Raw genomic sequence first — 16734 nt, forward strand, 5'->3', positions numbered from 1 at the left:
TCAATGGCACGCGATAAGACACGTACAAAGAAAAAAGAGCGCAAGAACATCGCCGCTGGTGTGGCGCATGTGAACTCTTCCTTCAACAACACCAAGATCCTGATCTCGGATGTTCAAGGCAACGCAATTGCATGGTCGTCGGCAGGCACCATGGGCTTTAAAGGGTCGCGTAAATCGACACCTTATGCTGCCCAGATGGCCGCCGAAGATGCAGGCAAAAAAGCACAAGACCACGGCGTGAAAACGCTGGAAGTCGAAGTGCAAGGCCCCGGCTCGGGTCGTGAGAGCGCATTGCGCGCCCTGGCGGCTGTCGGCTTTAACATCACGTCGATCCGTGACGTGACACCGATGGCCCACAACGGCTGCCGTCCGCCGAAACGCCGCCGCGTCTAAGCTGACTTTTACTATCGGGGCTGCGTGTTTGCACGCGGCCCCAATCCGCTTTTTTGAAACCTCGGGAGTCTGCTCCTTCGGGACATAGGGACAGACAGGAATGGAGGGACGTATGATCCACAAAAATTGGGCTGAATTGATCAAGCCTCAGCAGCTTGACGTGAAACCGGGCAATGACCCGGCCCGTCAGGCCACAGTCATCGCCGAACCGCTGGAACGCGGCTTTGGTCTGACCATGGGCAACGCCCTGCGCCGCGTGCTGATGAGCTCGCTGCAAGGTGCGGCCATCACATCGGTGCAAATCGACAACGTGCTGCACGAGTTTTCGTCCGTGGCCGGTGTGCGTGAAGACGTGACCGACATCATCCTGAACCTCAAGGGCGTCAGCCTGAGCATGGAAGTCGAAGGGCCCAAGCGCCTGTCGATTTCGGCAAAAGGTCCGGGCGTTGTGACTGCTGGCGACATCTCGGAAAGCAATGGCATTGCCGTTCTGAACCGCGAGCACGTGATCTGCCACCTGGATGACGGTGCCGATCTGTACATGGAACTGACGGTCAACACCGGCAAGGGCTATGTCGCAGCCGACAAGAACAAACCCGAAGATGCGCCCATCGGTCTGATCCCGATCGACGCGATCTATTCGCCTGTCAAACGCGTCAGCTATGACGTGCAGCCGACCCGCGAAGGTCAGGTTCTGGACTATGACAAGCTGACCATGAAAGTGGAAACAGACGGTTCGATCACGCCGGACGACGCCGTGGCCTTTGCCGCGCGTATCCTGCAGGACCAACTGGGCATTTTCGTCAACTTCGACGAGCCGGAATCGGCATCGCGTCAGGACGATGACGACGGTCTGGAGTTCAACCCGCTTCTGCTGAAGAAAGTGGACGAACTGGAACTGTCCGTGCGTTCGGCCAACTGCCTGAAGAACGACAACATCGTCTATATCGGCGACCTGATCCAGAAGACCGAAGCAGAAATGCTGCGCACCCCGAACTTTGGCCGCAAATCTTTGAACGAGATCAAGGAAGTGCTGTCGGGCATGGGGCTGCACCTTGGCATGGACGTCGAGGACTGGCCACCAGACAACATCGAGGATCTGGCGAAGAAATTCGAAGATTCCTTCTAAGACGACCCCGAGGCGGGGGAGACCCCGCCCCGGACCACGACCGGGCGAAATGCCCCAAGGAGAGCCCAAGACACGCATCGCGGGCCAGACAAAGCAAAACAGCCCGTAGAGGGCACATCTAGGAGAACGAACATGCGTCACGCACGTGGATACCGCCGCCTGAACCGCACACATGAGCACCGCAAGGCGCTGTGGGCAAACATGGCCGGCTCGCTCATCGAACATGAGCAAATCAAGACAACCCTGCCCAAAGCGAAAGAGCTGAAGCCGATCATCGAGAAAATGATCACGCTGGCGAAACGCGGCGACCTGCACGCCCGTCGTCAGGCTGCATCGAAGCTGAAACAAGACGCTTTCGTCGAGAAACTGTTCGCAGTTCTGGGCCCGCGCTACAAAGACCGCCAAGGTGGTTACGTGCGCGTGCTGAAAGCCGGTTTCCGTTACGGTGACATGGCGCCGATGGCGATCATCGAATTCGTGGACCGCGACCGCGACGCCAAAGGCGCCGCAGACAAGGCGCGCCTGGTCGAAGTCGAAGCCGAAGATTGATTTTTGTTCGGGCCTGCGGGTCTGAGCATGAAAACGCCGCCCCGGATCGGGGCGGCGTTTTGCGTTTGTGAACGGGCCTAGGCCGCTTCCAGCTCGTGTTTCACGATCTTTTCAATCTCGCTCACCGAATGATTGGTCAGCGTTTTCGGGATCTCGGCCACGATCTTGTCGGTCACTTCCGAATGCATTTCCTCGCGCAGGATGCCCAGAACCTTCGGGCTGGCCACGATCACCAGCTTCTTGAAGTGACCCGCGTGGGCTTCCTTGTACAGCATGTCCGACAGGTCCTTGGCAAAACGCTCCTTGGCCAGTTCGTGCCAGTCGGTGTCATCCAGTGCCGAACGTTGGTTCACCCCGCCGTCCTGCATTCGTCCGGGCCGATTGGCCGATTGGTCGCGATCTGACGGGTTGTCCTGTTGTTCGGTGTCCGTGACCTCGAAATTCGGGTCCTGAAGATCGGTCAGGTTGCGCATGAACAGCGCCTTTTCACTGTCTGTCACCACGATCCAGGTGTCTTTTTCCAGCTTTGCCATTTCGAATGTCCTTTCCTGAACAGTTTCAGGGGATAAACGGATGGGAAGGGGCGGGGGTTCCGTGCGCAGCCGACCGGGGGCAAAGCCCCGCCTGTGTCCCCGGTGCCCCAGCCTTGCAATTGCCGTCCCGTCTGGGCATATCCCAAGGGCAAACCGGAGGTGCCATGAGACGTTTCATCCTTGCCGCTACGTTGGTTTTCACAGCCCTGGGCGCCCAGGCGCAGACCATGGACAAGGTTCCGCAAAGCCAGGGCGAAATCTCGCTCAGCTTTGCCCCCGTGGTGCGACAGGCGGCCCCCGCCGTGGTCAACATCTATGCCAAATGGGTGACCGAGGGACGCCAGACCCCTTTCATGAACGACCCGTTCTTTGACCGCTTCTTCGAGGGCATGGGCCGTCGCGAGCCGCGTGTGCAAAGCTCGCTTGGCTCCGGCGTGATCCTCAGCGCCGACGGGCTCATGGTCACCAATTACCACGTGGTCGGCATGGCGACCGAAATCCGCGTGGTGCTGACCGACCGAACCGAATATGCCGCCGACGTGCTGCTGGCCGATGAGGACAGCGATCTGGCGGTGCTGCAACTGGTCGGCGCGCACGATCTGCCCTTTGTCACCCTGCGTGACAGCGCCACGGTCGAGGTGGGCGAACTGGTGCTGGCCATCGGCAACCCCTTTGGCGTCGGGCAAACCGTGTCCAGTGGCATCGTCTCGGGCCTTGCGCGGTCGGGCGGGGCCGGGGGCGCGGGGCATGGGTATTTCATCCAGACCGACGCGCCGATCAACCCCGGCAACTCGGGCGGGGCGCTGGTGGACATGGGCGGCCGGGTGATCGGCATCAACACCCGCATCGTCAGCAAATCGGGCGGCTCGAACGGCATCGGTTTCGCGATTCCGGCGGGTCTGGTCCACAGTTTTGTCGAACAGGCGCAGGCGGGGGCCACCTCCTTTGGCCGTCCGTGGGCGGGCATGGCGGGTCAGCCGGTCGATTTCGACATGGCGCAATCGCTGGGCCTGCCGTCGGTGGGCGGCATCGTGGTGTCGGGACTGCACCCCAGCAGCCCGTTCCTGACCGCCGGGTTCGAGGTCGGCGACGTGATCGCCGCCGTGGACGGCCTGCCGGTGAACACGCCGTCGGAAATGGTGTACCGCATGACCGTCGCGGGCCTTGGCAAGACATCGCAGATCACGCGGCTGCGCGACGGCAAGGCAGAGGATGTCGCGGTGGAGCTGGTGGCCGCCCCCGATGAGCCACCCCGCGACCCGCACAGCTTTGGCCCGCAGTCGCGCTTTCCCGGCCTGACCGTGGCGCGCATCAATCCGGCGGTGATCGCCGAGATGAACTTGCCGATCGAGGCCGAGGGCGTTGTCGTCACCGGGCTGGAAGGCCCCGCCGCCCGTTCGGGCCTGCGCCCCGGTGACATCATCGAAACGCTGAACGATGTGGTGATCACCGATCCGGAAACTTTCAGGAAAACACTTGAGGCTTCGGGCCGCTGGTATGCCTTCGGGCTGATCCGTGACGGTCGTCGTGCCGGACTGCGGTTGCGCGGTGGCTGATCTGTTTGACACCCCCGGCGGACCGGAAGCGCCCGCCAAGGGCCGCCCTCTGGCAGACCGCCTGCGTCCTGCGCGGCTGGACGAGGTGATCGGACAGGATCATATCCTTGGCCCCGACGCCCCGCTGGGCGTGATGCTGGCTGGGGACACCCTGAGTTCCCTGATCTTCTGGGGTCCGCCCGGCGTGGGCAAGACCACCATCGCGCGGCTGCTGGCGGGGGAAACCGACCTGCATTTCGTGCAGATCAGCGCGATTTTCACCGGCGTGCAGGACCTGAAGAAAGTATTCGAATCCGCCCGCATCCGCCGCCAGAACGGGCAGGGCACATTGCTGTTCGTTGACGAGATTCACCGTTTCAACAAGGCGCAGCAGGACGGGTTCCTGCCGCATATGGAAGACGGCACAATCCTGTTGGTGGGGGCGACCACCGAGAACCCCAGTTTCGAGCTGAACGCCGCGCTTATGTCCCGTTCGCAGGTTCTGGTGTTGCAACGGCTTGAGTTGAAAGACCTTGAATTGCTGGCGCAGCGGGCCGAGCAGGAACTGGGCCGGACCTTGCCGCTGGACGGACCCGCCCGCGAGGCGCTGCTGGAAATGGCGGACGGTGACGGGCGGGCATTGCTGAACCTGATCGAACAGGTCAGCGGCTGGAAGGTTGACGGCAACCTTGGCCCCGACGCGCTGGCCACCCGCCTGATGCGCCGCGCGGCGCAATATGACAAAAGCGGCGAACATCATTACAACCTGATCTCGGCCTTGCACAAATCGGTGCGCGGGTCCGACCCCGATGCGGCGCTCTACTGGTTCGCGCGGATGCTGGAGGGCGGCGAAGACCCGCGCTATCTGGCCCGCCGCATCACCCGCATGGCGGTCGAGGACATCGGGCTGGCCGATCCCAACGCCCAGGCCGTGTGCCTGCAAAGCTGGGAAACCTACGAGCGGCTCGGCAGCCCCGAGGGCGAGCTGGCGCTGGCGCAGGCGCTGACCTATCTGGCGCTGGCGCCGAAATCAAACGCGGCCTACGTCGCCTACAAGGCCGCGCGGCAGGCGGCGAAAAAGACCGGCTCGATGATGCCCCCCAAACACATCCTGAACGCGCCCACCGGCATGATGAAGGATCAGGGCTACGGGTCCGGCTATGCCTATGACCACGATGCCGAGGACGGGTTTTCGGGGCAGAACTATTTCCCCGACGGGATGAAGCGGCCGGTTCTTTATAATCCGGTTGAGCGCGGGTTTGAGCGGGATCTGAAAAAGCGGCTGGATTACTTCGTTAAATTGCGGGCCAAGCGGGAAGGGTGAGGGCTGCAAAACCGGCTTTTTGTGTCACATTGTTGGTACGGTTTAAGGGGCGGACAGAGAAGCGGACTTTTGTAGCAAGGGCGGCGAGGGACCGGTTTGATCCTATTTCTACTTTGACCCTGCGCGGGACAAGGCCGCAGGCCGCCGCGCATCGCCGGGCCGCCCCACGGCACGGCGATTTGGCTGCTGTGGTGAATAACAGATAGCTTGGAAGTGTTTGGCCGCCATTAAGTGCCAGACACTAAGGGCGGATCGCCGCACCACGGCCCGACGCTGCGCGGCTTTGCGAACGGCAACTATGTCCGCCGGACTCTCGACGCAGGGCGAGTAAATGCCTGTATAGGGTCGGATCGGCCTGACACGGCTCGCTGGGAGCCTAAGGCTCTCCGGCGCACATAATGCGAAAGCCGAGGAAAACTTGACTCTTCCGCGTGGCCGCGCGATGGACGCGCCATGATCTCGACCTTACCCCTCGTTGCCCTCGGCGGTGCTATCGGTGCCAGCCTGCGCTATTTGTTTGGCGTGGCCGTTATGCGCGTGTTCGGTGCCACCCCGTTCCCCCTTGCGATCATCGGGGTCAACGTCCTCGGGTCGATCCTGATGGGCGTGTTCGTGGTGGCTGCGGCGCAGCGGGGGCTGACGCATCTGTCGCCTCTGGTGATGACGGGGCTGCTGGGCGGGTTCACCACATTTTCCGCCTTTTCGCTGGAAACCGTCGGCCTGATCGAGCGGGGCCAGTATGGCTTTGCCGTGGCCTATGTCACCCTGTCCGTGGGGTGTTCGGTGCTGGGCCTGATGCTGGGCATGACACTTGCCCGAGGAGCTTTTGTATGAGCCGTGTTCAAACCGTCACCGTGGCCCCCGACGAGGCCGACCAGCGGCTGGATCGCTGGATGAAAAAGCGGTTTCCGCAGGTCAGCCAGGGCATGATCGAAAAGTTTTGCCGCAAGGGCGAAATCCGCGTCGACGGCGGGCGCGTGAAATCCGCCACCCGCCTTGAGGCGGGGCAGACCGTGCGCATTCCGCCGCTGCCCGACGAGGCCGCGCCGGTGATCCAGCGCACGCGCATTTCCGATGCGGACACCAAGATGATCCAGTCGTGCGTGATCTACCGCGACGACCATGTGATCGCGCTGAACAAGCCCCCCGGGCTGGCCGTCCAAGGCGGGTCGGGTCAGGCGGATCGCCATGTTGATGCGCTGTCGGATGCGCTGATTTTCGACGCCGAGGAAAAACCGCGTCTGGTGCACCGGCTGGACCGCGACACGTCGGGCGTGCTGTTGCTGGCGCGCACGCGGCTGGCGGCCAAGGCGCTGACCGCGTCGATGCGCCACCGCGAAACCCGCAAGATTTACTGGGCCATCGTCGCTGGTGTGCCCACGCCCTATCTGGGCGAGGTGCGTTACGGGCTGGTCAAGGCCGGCGGTCACGGCAAGGGCGGCGAGGGCGAGAAGATGATCGCCGTGCATCCGCGCGACGTGGACAGCACACCGGGCGCGAAACGCGCGCACAGCCTTTATGCCACGCTGTTCCGCGTGGGGTCACGTGCGTCCTGGGTGGCGCTGGAACCGATCACCGGCCGCACCCACCAGCTGCGTGCGCATATGGCCGAAGTGGGTCACCCGATTGTCGGTGACGGCAAATACGGTGGCTCGGGTCAGGAAAACCTGGGCGACGGCTGGGGCGCGCAACTGGGCGGGATCATCTCGAAAAAACTGCACCTGCACGCGCGGATGATGCGGTTCGAGCATCCGCATACCCGCAAGGTGATCACGATCACGGCGGAACTGCCCGACCACATGGCCCACAGCTGGGAGACCTTCGGCTGGACCGAGGATCTGGCGGCAGAAGACCCCTTTGAGTCGTTGCAATGACCGCACCGCTGCGGCTGGTGATATTCGACGTGGACGGCACGCTGGTCGACAGCCAGGGGCATATCGTCGCCTCGATGACCATGGCGTTCAACGCATTGGGCGTAGACGTGCCCGACCGCGCGGCGATCCTTGGCATTGTGGGGCTGTCGCTGGACGTGGCCATGCCGGTGCTGGCGCCCGCGCTGACCCCGACGCAGCACGCCGCATTGGTGCAGGGCTACAAGGACAGCTATCGCACGCTGCGACTGGCCCATGGTGCGGCAGAGGCTTCGCCGCTGTATCCCGGCGCGCTTGCGGCGTTGCAAAAGCTCGCAGCAAGCGATGACATCCTGCTGGGCGTCGCCACCGGCAAATCCAAACGCGGCCTGGATGCGCTGATCGAGGCGCACGGGCTGGAGCGGATGTTCGTCACCCGCCAATGTGCGGATTTCCATCCCTCGAAACCGCATCCGTCGATGATCCACACCGCCCTGAGCGAGGCGGGCGTTGACGCGGCCAATGCGGTGATGGTCGGCGACACCAGCTTTGACATGGACATGGCGCAGGCCGCCGGTGTGGCGGGCATCGGCGTCACCTGGGGCTATCATGCGCCCGAGGCCCTGTCGGCGGCCACCCACATCGTGCAGGATTTTGACGCGCTGCACACCACCATTACGACACATTGGAGCCTGCCCGTATGAGCGAGTGGAAGCAAAAGAAGTTCTGGACCAAGTCCGAAGTGACCGAAGCCGAGGGCGGCTTTGGCGTTGCACTGGACGGGCGCGGCGTGAAAACGCCCGCCAAGGCGCCGCTGGTGGTGCCGTCGCGCACTATGGCGCAGGCGATTGCCGATGAATGGGCGGCGCAAGAGGGCACCGTCGATCCGATGACCATGCCATTCACCCGCAGCGCCAATGCGGCCATCGACAAGGTGCGCGTGCAGCACGCCGAAGTGGCCGACCTGGTGGCCGCCTATGGTGACGCTGACCTGTTGTGCTACCGCGCGGCAAGCCCCGAGGGGCTGGTGGCGCGGCAGGCGGAAAAATGGGACCCGCTGCTGGACTGGGCGCACGTGGCGCTGGGCGTGAGGCTGGTGACACTTCAAGGCGTGATGCACGTGCCGCAAGACCCGCGCGCGCTGGACACGCTGGTGCGCAAAACCCATGCGCTGGACCCGTTCGAGCTGACCGGTTTTCACGATTTGGTCAGCCTGTCGGGGTCGCTGATCATCGGTTTCGCGGCCTTGCATGACGCTAGGGCAACCGCTGAGTTGTGGCACCTTTCGCGTCTGGACGAGGAATGGCAGGCCGAATTCTGGGGCAATGACGAAGAGGCCGACGCCCATGCCGAGATCAAGAAGGCCTCGTTTTTACACGCAAAATCCTTTGTGGATGCCCATCGGGCTGGCTGAATTTGGCGCGCGCCAAAAACATGGGCGTCAGGGACCCCTGATCCATCGTTTTCCGTGATCCCACTCTTGACGTACGAAGATGAATCCGACCACACTGACCCTTATCGACAGGGGCAAATCCCTGTCAGTATCGCCTCCGGCTGCAAAAGCCGGTCGAGCCGTCCGAACGGGGCGGAAAATCAGGAAGAGGTAAAAATGAAAAAAACAGCTATTTTTGGTGCACTGACCATCGCAGGTCTGGCCGCCGGCGCAGCCGCTGCTGGCACACTTGACGATGTCAAGGCACGCGGAAAACTGAACTGTGGTGTGACAACCGGTCTGGTGGGTTTTGCGGCCCCCGATGCGAACGGCAAATGGGAAGGCTTTGACGTTGCAGTCTGCCGCGCAGTCGCCGCTGCTGTTCTGGGTGACGGCGACGCCGTCGAATTCGTTCCGACAACAGGCAAGACACGCTTTACTGCGCTGGCCTCGGGTGAAATCGACGTTCTGGCCCGTAACACCACATGGACCTTCTCGCGCGATGTTGACCTGAAGTTCAACTTTATCGGTGTCAACTACTATGACGGCCAGGGCTTCATGGTTCCCAAGGCTCTGGGCGTGTCCTCGGCAAAGGATCTGGACGGCGCGACCGTTTGTATCCAGACCGGCACAACAACCGAGCTGAACCTGGCGGATTTCTTCCGCACCAACAACATCAACTACGAGCCGGTTCCGATCGAAACCAACGCCGAAGCGCAGCAGCAGTACCTTGCCGGTGCCTGTGACGTTTACACGACCGACGCTTCGGGTCTGGCCGCGACACGCGCCACATTCGAGACACCCGGCGATCACATCCTGCTGCCCGAAATCATCTCGAAAGAGCCGCTGGGCCCGCTGGTCCGTCACGGCGATGACGAGTGGGGCGACGTGGTTGCATGGACCCTGTACGCACTGATCGCCGCGGAAGAGCTGGGCGTGACCTCGGCCAACGTCGCGGAAATCGGCACCAGCACCAACAACCCCGAGATCAAGCGTCTGCTTGGCACCGAGGGCACGTTGGGTGAAATGATGGGCGTCGACGCGGACTGGGCTGCCAAAGCCATCGCGGTTGGCGGCAACTATGGTGAAATCTTTGCCAAGAACATCGGTGAAGAAACACCCATCGGTCTGGCCCGTGGCCTGAACGCACAATGGACCAACGGCGGCCTGATCTACGCGCCCCCGTTCCGTTAAGTTGAAAACGCCGAAGGGCGCGGGTCATACCGCGCCCTTCGCGCAATCGGCATGACCATGATGCCAGACTAAAAAATGAACCGGCCGCTATAAGCATCTCAAGATGCACTGACACAGGCACGGGACACAGGGAACAGTTTCATGACAACACTCACCGACCCCCCCAAGGGTGCGTTCCGGCCATCTATGCTGCTGTACGATTCGCGGTATCGGTCGCTGACATTGCAGGCGATTGCGGCCATCGTTCTGGCGTGCTGCTTTTTGTATCTTTATTCCAACCTGGCCGCCAACCTGCGCGCCGCGGGTTTGAATATCTCCTACGATTTTCTCGGCAACCCTGCGGGATATGACATCAACCAGACGTTGATCGACTATACCAGCCAGTCCACCAACTGGCGCGCGGCTGTTGTCGGCATCCTGAACACGCTGCTGGTGGCCTTTCTGGCCTGTGTCACCGCCACGGTCTTTGGCGTGCTGGCAGGTGTCCTGCGGCTGTCGCCCAACTGGCTGGTGCGCAAGCTGATGGCGTTTTACGTCGAAATCTTCCGCAACATTCCGGTGCTGATCTGGATCATCATCATCTTCACCATCATGACGGCGGTGCTGCCCGCACCCAGCGCGTTCCGGGGCGAAAATGCCAGCAGTTCGATGTTGTTCGATGCCGTGGCCATGACCAACCGGGGCGTTTACGTGCCCGGCCCCTATTTCACGCGGGGCTTTGGTGCCGAGGGCAATGGCGCGCTGAACTGGCTGCTGGTGATCGCGGTGCTGGTCGGATCGCTGATTGCGACACGTATGGTCACCGCCTCGGCGGATGCAAAACAGGCCGAGACCGGTGTGCGTCCCAAAACGCTGTGGCTGAACCTGGGCATCTGGTTCGTGCCGGTCATCGTGGTGCTGTTCGCGCTGGGTCTGACGTGGGACTATCCCGCGCTCCAAGGCTTCAACTTTCAGGGTGGCCTGAAAATCGGCGGTCCGCTGATCGCGCTGTGGTTCGCCCTGTCGATCTACACCGGTGCCTTTATCGCGGAAAACGTCCGCGCGGGCATTCAGGCGGTGTCCAAGGGCCAGACCGAAGCGGCCGCCGCCCTGGGCCTGCGCCCGCGCCGGATCATGGGGCTGGTGGTTCTGCCGCAGGCGCTGCGGGTCATCATCCCGCCGCTGATTTCGCAATACCTGAACATCACCAAGAACTCGTCGCTGGCAATCGCCGTGGGCTATGCCGACATCACCGCGACGCTGGGCGGGATCACCCTGAACCAGACCGGGCGCGCGATTGAATGCGTGCTGCTGCTGATGCTGTTTTATCTCGTTATCTCGCTGCTGATCTCGGCGTTCATGAACGTCTACAACAACGCAATGAAGCTGAAGGAGCGTTAAGCCATGTCCGATACACATGCAGAATCCATCCGCTTTGTGCGTGAAACAACCCTGCCACAGGCCGAGCCGCCTGTGGCCGAACGGGGCATTTACAAATGGGGCCGCGAGAACCTGTTTGCCACGCCCGGCAACGCCCTGCTGACGCTGATTGCGCTCTACGTGATCTACGTTGTGCTGTCGGCGGTCCTGCCGTGGCTGCTGAACGGTGTGTGGAACGCAAGCAGCCTGTCCGAATGCCGCGAGATCCTGGCGGGCGAGACGGGCGGCTGTTTCGCCGTACTGGTCGACCGCTGGCAACAGCTGTTGTTCGGCTTCAAATACCCCTCTGCCGAATACTGGCGTCCGGCGCTGGCCTTTGTGCTGTTCTTCGTGGCAGCGGCGCCGGTGCTGTTCTTTGACCTGCCGCGCAAGATGCTGGCGTTCACGGCGCTCTTTCCCTTCCTGGCCTATTGGCTGATCTGGGGCGGTCCGGTTCTGGTGCCGGTCGTCGCGCTGGTTGGTTTCGTGGTGGGCTATCTGGCATACGCCAAGCTGGTCACGCGCAGCTTTGCGGGCGGCTTTTTTGGCGGCATCGCGGCGGCGGCGGTGACGTGGATCATCGGCGGCTTCATTGTCGACTGGCTGTCCGGCCCGTCGTCCCTGCTGCGCGCGGTGCCAAGCCGCGATCTGGGCGGGTACATGCTGAACTTTATGCTGGGTGTGACCTGTGTGTCGCTGTCGGTGCCCTTTGGCATCGCACTGGCACTGGGGCGGCAATCGTCGATGCCGCTGATCAAATGGGTCAGCGTCGTGTTCATCGAATTCATCCGCGGCGTGCCGCTGATCACCTTGCTGTTCGTGGCAAGCGTGATGCTGGCCTATTTCTTCCCGCCCGACTCGAACGTCGATTTGTTCCTGCGCGTGGTCATCATGATCACCATGTTCTCCTCGGCCTATATCGCCGAGGTGATCCGGGGTGGTCTGGCGGCCCTGCCCAAGGGCCAATACGAGGCAGCCGACAGTCTGGGGCTGGATTACGCGCAGGCCATGCGCCTGATCATCCTGCCGCAGGCGCTCAAGATCTCGATCCCCGGCATCGTCAACATCGCGGTGGGCCTGTTCAAGGACACCACGCTGGTTTCGGTGATTTCCATGTTCGACCTGGTCGGCATGATCCGGGGTCCGATCCTGGCCTCGACCGACTGGAACGGCGTCTACTGGGAACTGCTGGGCTTTGCCGCCTTGCTGTTCTTTGTCGTCTGTTACGGCATTTCGCAATATTCGCAGTGGCTGGAACGCCGTCTTGCGACAGACCACCGCTAAGAGAGAGGTTCAGACATGACTGAAGCCGTAAAATCGCCCGCCCAGATGACCGTTTCGGACGAGGTGGCCATTTCCATCCACAAGATGAACAAATGGTATGGCACGTTCCACGTGCTGCGCGACATCGACCTGACGGTGAACCGGGGCGAACGCATCGTGATCTGCGGGCCGTCAGGCTCGGGGAAATCGACGCTGATCCGCTGTATCAACGCGCTGGAAGAGCATCAGAAGGGAACGATCGAAGTCGATGGGACGCTGCTGTCCTCGGATCTGAAGAACATCGACAAGATCCGCTCCGAGGTTGGCATGTGCTTCCAGCACTTCAACCTGTTCCCGCACCTGACCATTCTGGAAAACTGCACGCTGGCCCCGATCTGGGTGCGCAAGACGCCCAAGAAGGAAGCCGAGGAAATCGCGATGCATTTCTTGGAAAAGGTGAAAATCCCCGATCAGGCCGACAAATACCCCGGCCAGTTGTCGGGCGGTCAGCAACAGCGTGTGGCCATCGCCCGCAGCCTGTGCATGCGTCCGCGCATCATGCTGTTCGATGAACCCACATCGGCGCTGGACCCCGAGATGATCAAGGAGGTTCTGGACACCATGATCGAGTTGGCCGAAGAGGGCATGACCATGCTCTGCGTGACGCACGAGATGGGCTTTGCCCGTCAGGTGGCGAACCGCGTGATCTTCATGGATCAGGGCCAGATCGTTGAACAGAACGAACCCGAAGAGTTCTTTAACAACCCGCAATCGCCCCGGACCCAGCTGTTCCTCAGCCAGATCCTCGGGCACTGAGATCCGCGCGCCTTGGGGCGCAGGCTCAGATCACATCGCTGGGAGTTGCGAAATCCATCGGCTGGCCCTTGTGCCAGCCGATGTCGTTCCAGCCGTCCACATCAAACCGGACCACCAGCGTGGCGCAGGTGGGATAGTCGGCGAACCGCAGATGCGCGGGCCGCTTGGCGCACAGCTGCCATGCCATTTCCGCGATGCCGGGATTGTGGCCCAGCATCAGGACCGTGGGCGCGGTCGCCTTGCGCAACAGGTCCAGCATCGCGTGGCTGTCTTGCAGGTACAGATCGCGCGTGATCGTCGCGGGCACGTCGAAGCCCAACCTGTCAAATGTCTCGACCGTGCGCGTGGCGGACGACACCAGCGCCGCGTCGGGCAGATGCCCCTGCGCCCGCAGCCAATGGCCCATGGCCGTCGCCCCCTCGCGCCCGCGTGCGTTCAGCGGGCGATCGTGGTCGTTCAACGTGGCAAGGTTCCAGTCGGATTTGGCATGGCGCATCAGGATCAGGGTGCAGGTCATGTCGGGTGAAAAGCCTTCATATGGAAATGGGACTGGGCGTCGGGTCGGTCAAAGCTCTGGCTGACGGGACAGGCGCGGCGCACCTTGCAGCCGCGCGTCATGCAATCGGCGCCTGCGTCGGTTTCCAGAAAGGCCTTGCAGGCGGGCACGTCATAGGGCGGTGTATCGGACAGCGCGCCCACGGGGCAGGCGGCAAGGCAGGGCCTGGCGCAGGTGTCGCAGGGGCTGGTTGCGTGCGGCGGCGGGAATTCAGGATTGGTGTCAAAGATCAGCGCCCCCCGTATCGAGATCATCATGCCAGCGGTGTCGTGCACCATCATGCCCACAGGGCTTTGGAAAAATCGACCCGTGTCCATGGCCCAAGCAATAAACGGCGCATAGGGCGGCCCGTCGGAGGGAAAGGCGGCGGTGGCCCCGAAAGTTCCGGCCATCGCACCGATGATGCGTTTTGACCAACGGTCCAGCGGGTTCGGGTGCCCGTCGCCGTATTCGGCGCTGGCGGCAAACACCGGCCAAAAGCCTGCATCACAGCCCACCAGCACGCGGCCCCCGCTGGCCCCCATGACCATCAGCCCGTGCGGCCGACAGGCCTTGGAGATCGCGTCCAGCATCACTTGCGCAGGAACGGCAAGGCCAGCGACCAGCCAAGGCGGGACGGGCGGTCGTCCTGCCACTGCAGGCCAGTTTGCATCGCGTCATGCCCGTCGCGCGGCTGCGCGATATAGGTGCCGAACAGGCGGTCCCACAGCGACAGGGAAAAGCCGTAGTTGCTGTCATGCTCTGCGCGGTCCGTTGAATGGTGCACGCGGTGCATGTCGGGTGTCACCAGCACACGGCGCAGCGGTCGGTCCAGCCACGCGGGCAGGGAAATGTTGGAATGGTTGAACATTGCCGTTCCGTTCAGGATGACCTCGAACAGCACCACGGCCAGGGCGGCGGGACCGATCAGATAGACCAGTGCGATTTTCAGCAGCATCGACAGGGCAATCTCCAGCGGATGAAAGCGGATCGCCGTGGTCACGTCCATGTCGACATCGGCGTGGTGCACCCGGTGCAGACGCCACAGCAGCGGCACCTTGTGTGTCACCAGGTGTTGCGCCCAGATCGCCAGGTCGAAGATCAGCACCGCCAGCGTGATTTCCAGCCATGCGGGCCAGTCCAGCAGGTTGAACAGCCCCCAGCCGTTGGCCCCCGCATCCACCGCCGCCCCGACGGCCAGCAGCGGCAGGGCCAGCGCCAGCAGGCGCAGCGTCGCGGTGCTGGCAAGGATGATGCCCCAGTTGGTCACCCAGCGCCCTGTGCGCCCCTGTGCGCGTGCGCGGCGGGGGATCAGCACCTCGGCCAGCGCCAGCAGGGCGAACAGCCCCAGAAAGACGCCGAGGCGGAGGGTGGTTTCATGTTCCATGTACCGTTGGTAGCGCCGCGCGACGCGCCTGCCAAGCGGCGGCGCGTCACATCGGCGTCAGTTTCAGATATCAAGCAAAACCGACTTTTGCGACAGAGCACTGACCCAAGGTGCGGCGCTGCGTCCGTAGAGCGGGGGCCAAGCGTTTATTCGTGAAAAATGCAGCGAACGGCAGGATTGAGCCCTTTCCACAATCCCCTGCGCGGGATCAAGGCCGCAGGCCGCCGCGCATCGCCGGGCCGTCCGCCGGCACGGCGATTTGGCTACTGTTGTGTTCCACGGATAGCTCGAATGTGCTTGGCTGCCATAAAGTGCCAGTCACAGAAGTCGGATCGCCGCACCACGGCCCGACGATGCGCGGCTTAGCACTACATTTCAAACGGCAGGAAAGTCCGCTCACCAGACGTTGACGCAGATTAGACCGAAGGTCCGGTTCGGTCAAATATGTTTGGCAACCGGGTCAGCTTTGCACGACTGACGACAGTCAGGGACGGATGTCAGCGGCGAATGATGCTGCCCGCGCCGTGGTCCGTGAACAGCTCCAGCAGACAGGCATTGGGTGCCCGCCCGTCGAGGATCACGACCGCCCGCACGCCCGACGCGATGGCGTCCAGCGCGGTTTCGGTTTTGGGAATCATGCCGCCCGCAATGGTGCCGTCGGCAGTCATCTCGCGGATCTGTGCCGCGGTCATTTCGGTCACGACCTCGCCTTCGGCGTTCTTCACACCGGACACGTCTGTCAGCAACAGCAGCCGGTCGGCCTTGAGCGCACCGGCAATGGCCCCCGCCGCCGTGTCGCCGTTGATGTTGTATGTCTCGCCATTGGCGCCCGAGCCCAGCGGCGCGATGACCGGAATCATTTCCTGCGCAAACAGGGTTTCCAGAATGCGCGGGTCCATCTTGTTCGGTGTGCCGACCAGACCCAGCGCGGGGTCGGTGGGGATACATTCGATCAGGTTCGCATCCTTGCCCGACAGGCCCACCGCACGTCCGCCCTGGGCATTGATCGCCTGAACGATGCGTTTGTTGACCAGGCCGGACAGGACCATTTCGACCACGTCCATCGTCGCCTTGTCGGTGACACGCTTGCCGTTCACGAACTCGGACTTGATGTCCAGCTTTTCCAGCATGGCGTTGATCATCGGCCCGCCACCGTGGACGATCACGGGGTTCACGCCGACCTGACGCATCAGGACCACGTCGGCGGCAAATGTCGCCATCGCCTCGTCGCTGCCCATGGCGTGACCGCCCAGCTTAATCACCACGCGCGCGCCGGAATACCGCTGCATATAGGGCAGGGCCTGGCTGAGTGTACGGGCTGTGGCGATCCAGTCGCGGTTCATATCTTGCTTTCTCATATGCGTCCCTCGTGGCCTTTTATCGACAAAGGCTGCGG

At 62.5% G+C, this 16734-nt stretch carries 18 protein-coding genes; 13 read left to right on the forward strand and 5 right to left on the reverse strand.

Annotated elements, in window-relative coordinates; all coding sequences use genetic code 11:
* Positions 1–3: 3 nt before the first annotated feature.
* From rpsK to rplQ, 3 genes are all read left to right on the forward strand, one after another.
* Entirely contained in the window at positions 4–393 is a 390-nt protein-coding gene (rpsK, locus tag BUC08_RS09230; RefSeq protein WP_028957260.1) for a 30S ribosomal protein S11, read from the forward strand.
* Positions 394–505: 112 nt separating this feature from the next.
* Positions 506–1522, forward strand: coding sequence for a DNA-directed RNA polymerase subunit alpha (locus BUC08_RS09235; RefSeq protein ID WP_037924525.1), 1017 nt, complete (start codon positions 506–508; stop codon positions 1520–1522).
* A 132-nt stretch (positions 1523–1654) separates the two neighbouring features.
* Positions 1655–2071, forward strand: coding sequence for a 50S ribosomal protein L17 (rplQ, locus tag BUC08_RS09240; protein ID WP_028957262.1), 417 nt, complete (start codon positions 1655–1657; stop codon positions 2069–2071).
* Positions 2072–2148: 77 nt separating this feature from the next.
* Here rplQ and BUC08_RS09245 read toward each other — a convergent pair whose 3' ends face one another.
* Positions 2149–2604, reverse strand: a complete 456-nt coding sequence (locus tag BUC08_RS09245) for a host attachment family protein (protein WP_037924524.1) — start codon at positions 2602–2604, stop codon at positions 2149–2151.
* Between the two features lie 164 nt (positions 2605–2768).
* Between BUC08_RS09245 and BUC08_RS09250 the strand changes: the two genes are divergently transcribed.
* The 10 genes from BUC08_RS09250 to BUC08_RS09295 all read left to right on the forward strand — a co-directional run bounded on the left by BUC08_RS09250 (position 2769) and on the right by BUC08_RS09295 (position 13416).
* The gene (locus BUC08_RS09250; protein WP_037924523.1) at positions 2769–4160 is read left to right on the forward strand and encodes a trypsin-like peptidase domain-containing protein; all 1392 of its coding nucleotides are present in this window, start codon (positions 2769–2771) and stop codon (positions 4158–4160) included.
* Entirely contained in the window at positions 4153–5463 is a 1311-nt protein-coding gene (locus BUC08_RS09255; protein WP_037924522.1) for a replication-associated recombination protein A, read from the forward strand. Before BUC08_RS09250 ends, BUC08_RS09255 begins: the two co-directional genes overlap by 8 nt.
* Positions 5464–5916: 453 nt before the next feature.
* Positions 5917–6297 carry a fluoride efflux transporter CrcB gene (gene crcB, locus BUC08_RS09260; protein WP_037924521.1) on the forward strand — a complete coding sequence of 127 codons (381 nt, stop codon included), beginning with the start codon at positions 5917–5919 and terminating at the stop codon, positions 6295–6297.
* Positions 6294–7337 carry an RluA family pseudouridine synthase gene (locus BUC08_RS09265; protein ID WP_037924518.1) on the forward strand — a complete coding sequence of 348 codons (1044 nt, stop codon included), beginning with the start codon at positions 6294–6296 and terminating at the stop codon, positions 7335–7337. The genes crcB and BUC08_RS09265 overlap by 4 nt, the downstream gene beginning before the upstream one ends.
* A complete protein-coding gene (locus tag BUC08_RS09270; RefSeq protein ID WP_037924516.1) occupies positions 7334–8017 on the forward strand; it encodes an HAD-IA family hydrolase in 684 nt (227 codons plus the stop codon). The genes BUC08_RS09265 and BUC08_RS09270 overlap by 4 nt, the downstream gene beginning before the upstream one ends.
* Positions 8014–8727, forward strand: a complete 714-nt coding sequence (locus tag BUC08_RS09275; RefSeq protein ID WP_037924514.1) for an ATP12 family chaperone protein — start codon at positions 8014–8016, stop codon at positions 8725–8727. Before BUC08_RS09270 ends, BUC08_RS09275 begins: the two co-directional genes overlap by 4 nt.
* A gap of 195 nt (positions 8728–8922) precedes the next feature.
* Positions 8923–9939 (forward strand): amino acid ABC transporter substrate-binding protein, encoded by a 1017-nt coding sequence (locus BUC08_RS09280; RefSeq protein WP_037924510.1) that lies wholly within the window; start codon positions 8923–8925, stop codon positions 9937–9939.
* A 141-nt stretch (positions 9940–10080) separates the two neighbouring features.
* The gene (locus BUC08_RS09285; RefSeq protein WP_037924508.1) at positions 10081–11319 is read left to right on the forward strand and encodes an amino acid ABC transporter permease; all 1239 of its coding nucleotides are present in this window, start codon (positions 10081–10083) and stop codon (positions 11317–11319) included.
* 3 nt (positions 11320–11322) lie between these two features.
* Entirely contained in the window at positions 11323–12621 is a 1299-nt protein-coding gene (locus tag BUC08_RS09290; protein WP_037924507.1) for an amino acid ABC transporter permease, read from the forward strand.
* 15 nt (positions 12622–12636) lie between these two features.
* The gene (locus BUC08_RS09295) at positions 12637–13416 is read left to right on the forward strand and encodes an amino acid ABC transporter ATP-binding protein (protein ID WP_028957273.1); all 780 of its coding nucleotides are present in this window, start codon (positions 12637–12639) and stop codon (positions 13414–13416) included.
* Between the two features lie 25 nt (positions 13417–13441).
* On the opposite strand, the gene BUC08_RS09300 is transcribed toward BUC08_RS09295, so the two are convergent.
* The 4 genes from BUC08_RS09300 to argB all read right to left on the reverse strand — a co-directional run bounded on the left by BUC08_RS09300 (position 13442) and on the right by argB (position 16696).
* Positions 13442–13933, reverse strand: a complete 492-nt coding sequence (locus tag BUC08_RS09300; RefSeq protein WP_037924503.1) for a SixA phosphatase family protein — start codon at positions 13931–13933, stop codon at positions 13442–13444.
* Complete coding sequence (locus BUC08_RS09305) at positions 13930–14544, reverse strand: hypothetical protein (RefSeq protein WP_051694146.1); 615 nt, start codon at positions 14542–14544, stop codon at positions 13930–13932. Before BUC08_RS09305 ends, BUC08_RS09300 begins: the two co-directional genes overlap by 4 nt.
* Positions 14544–15338 (reverse strand): sterol desaturase family protein, encoded by a 795-nt coding sequence (locus BUC08_RS09310; protein WP_037924498.1) that lies wholly within the window; start codon positions 15336–15338, stop codon positions 14544–14546. The genes BUC08_RS09305 and BUC08_RS09310 overlap by 1 nt, the downstream gene beginning before the upstream one ends.
* Before the next feature lie 497 nt (positions 15339–15835).
* A complete protein-coding gene (gene argB / locus BUC08_RS09315) occupies positions 15836–16696 on the reverse strand; it encodes an acetylglutamate kinase (protein WP_037924495.1) in 861 nt (286 codons plus the stop codon).
* Between the last annotated feature and the right edge of the window lie 38 nt (positions 16697–16734).

Origin of the sequence: Pseudosulfitobacter pseudonitzschiae, from assembly GCF_900129395.1 — a bacterium.
GTDB lineage: Bacteria > Pseudomonadota > Alphaproteobacteria > Rhodobacterales > Rhodobacteraceae > Pseudosulfitobacter > Pseudosulfitobacter pseudonitzschiae.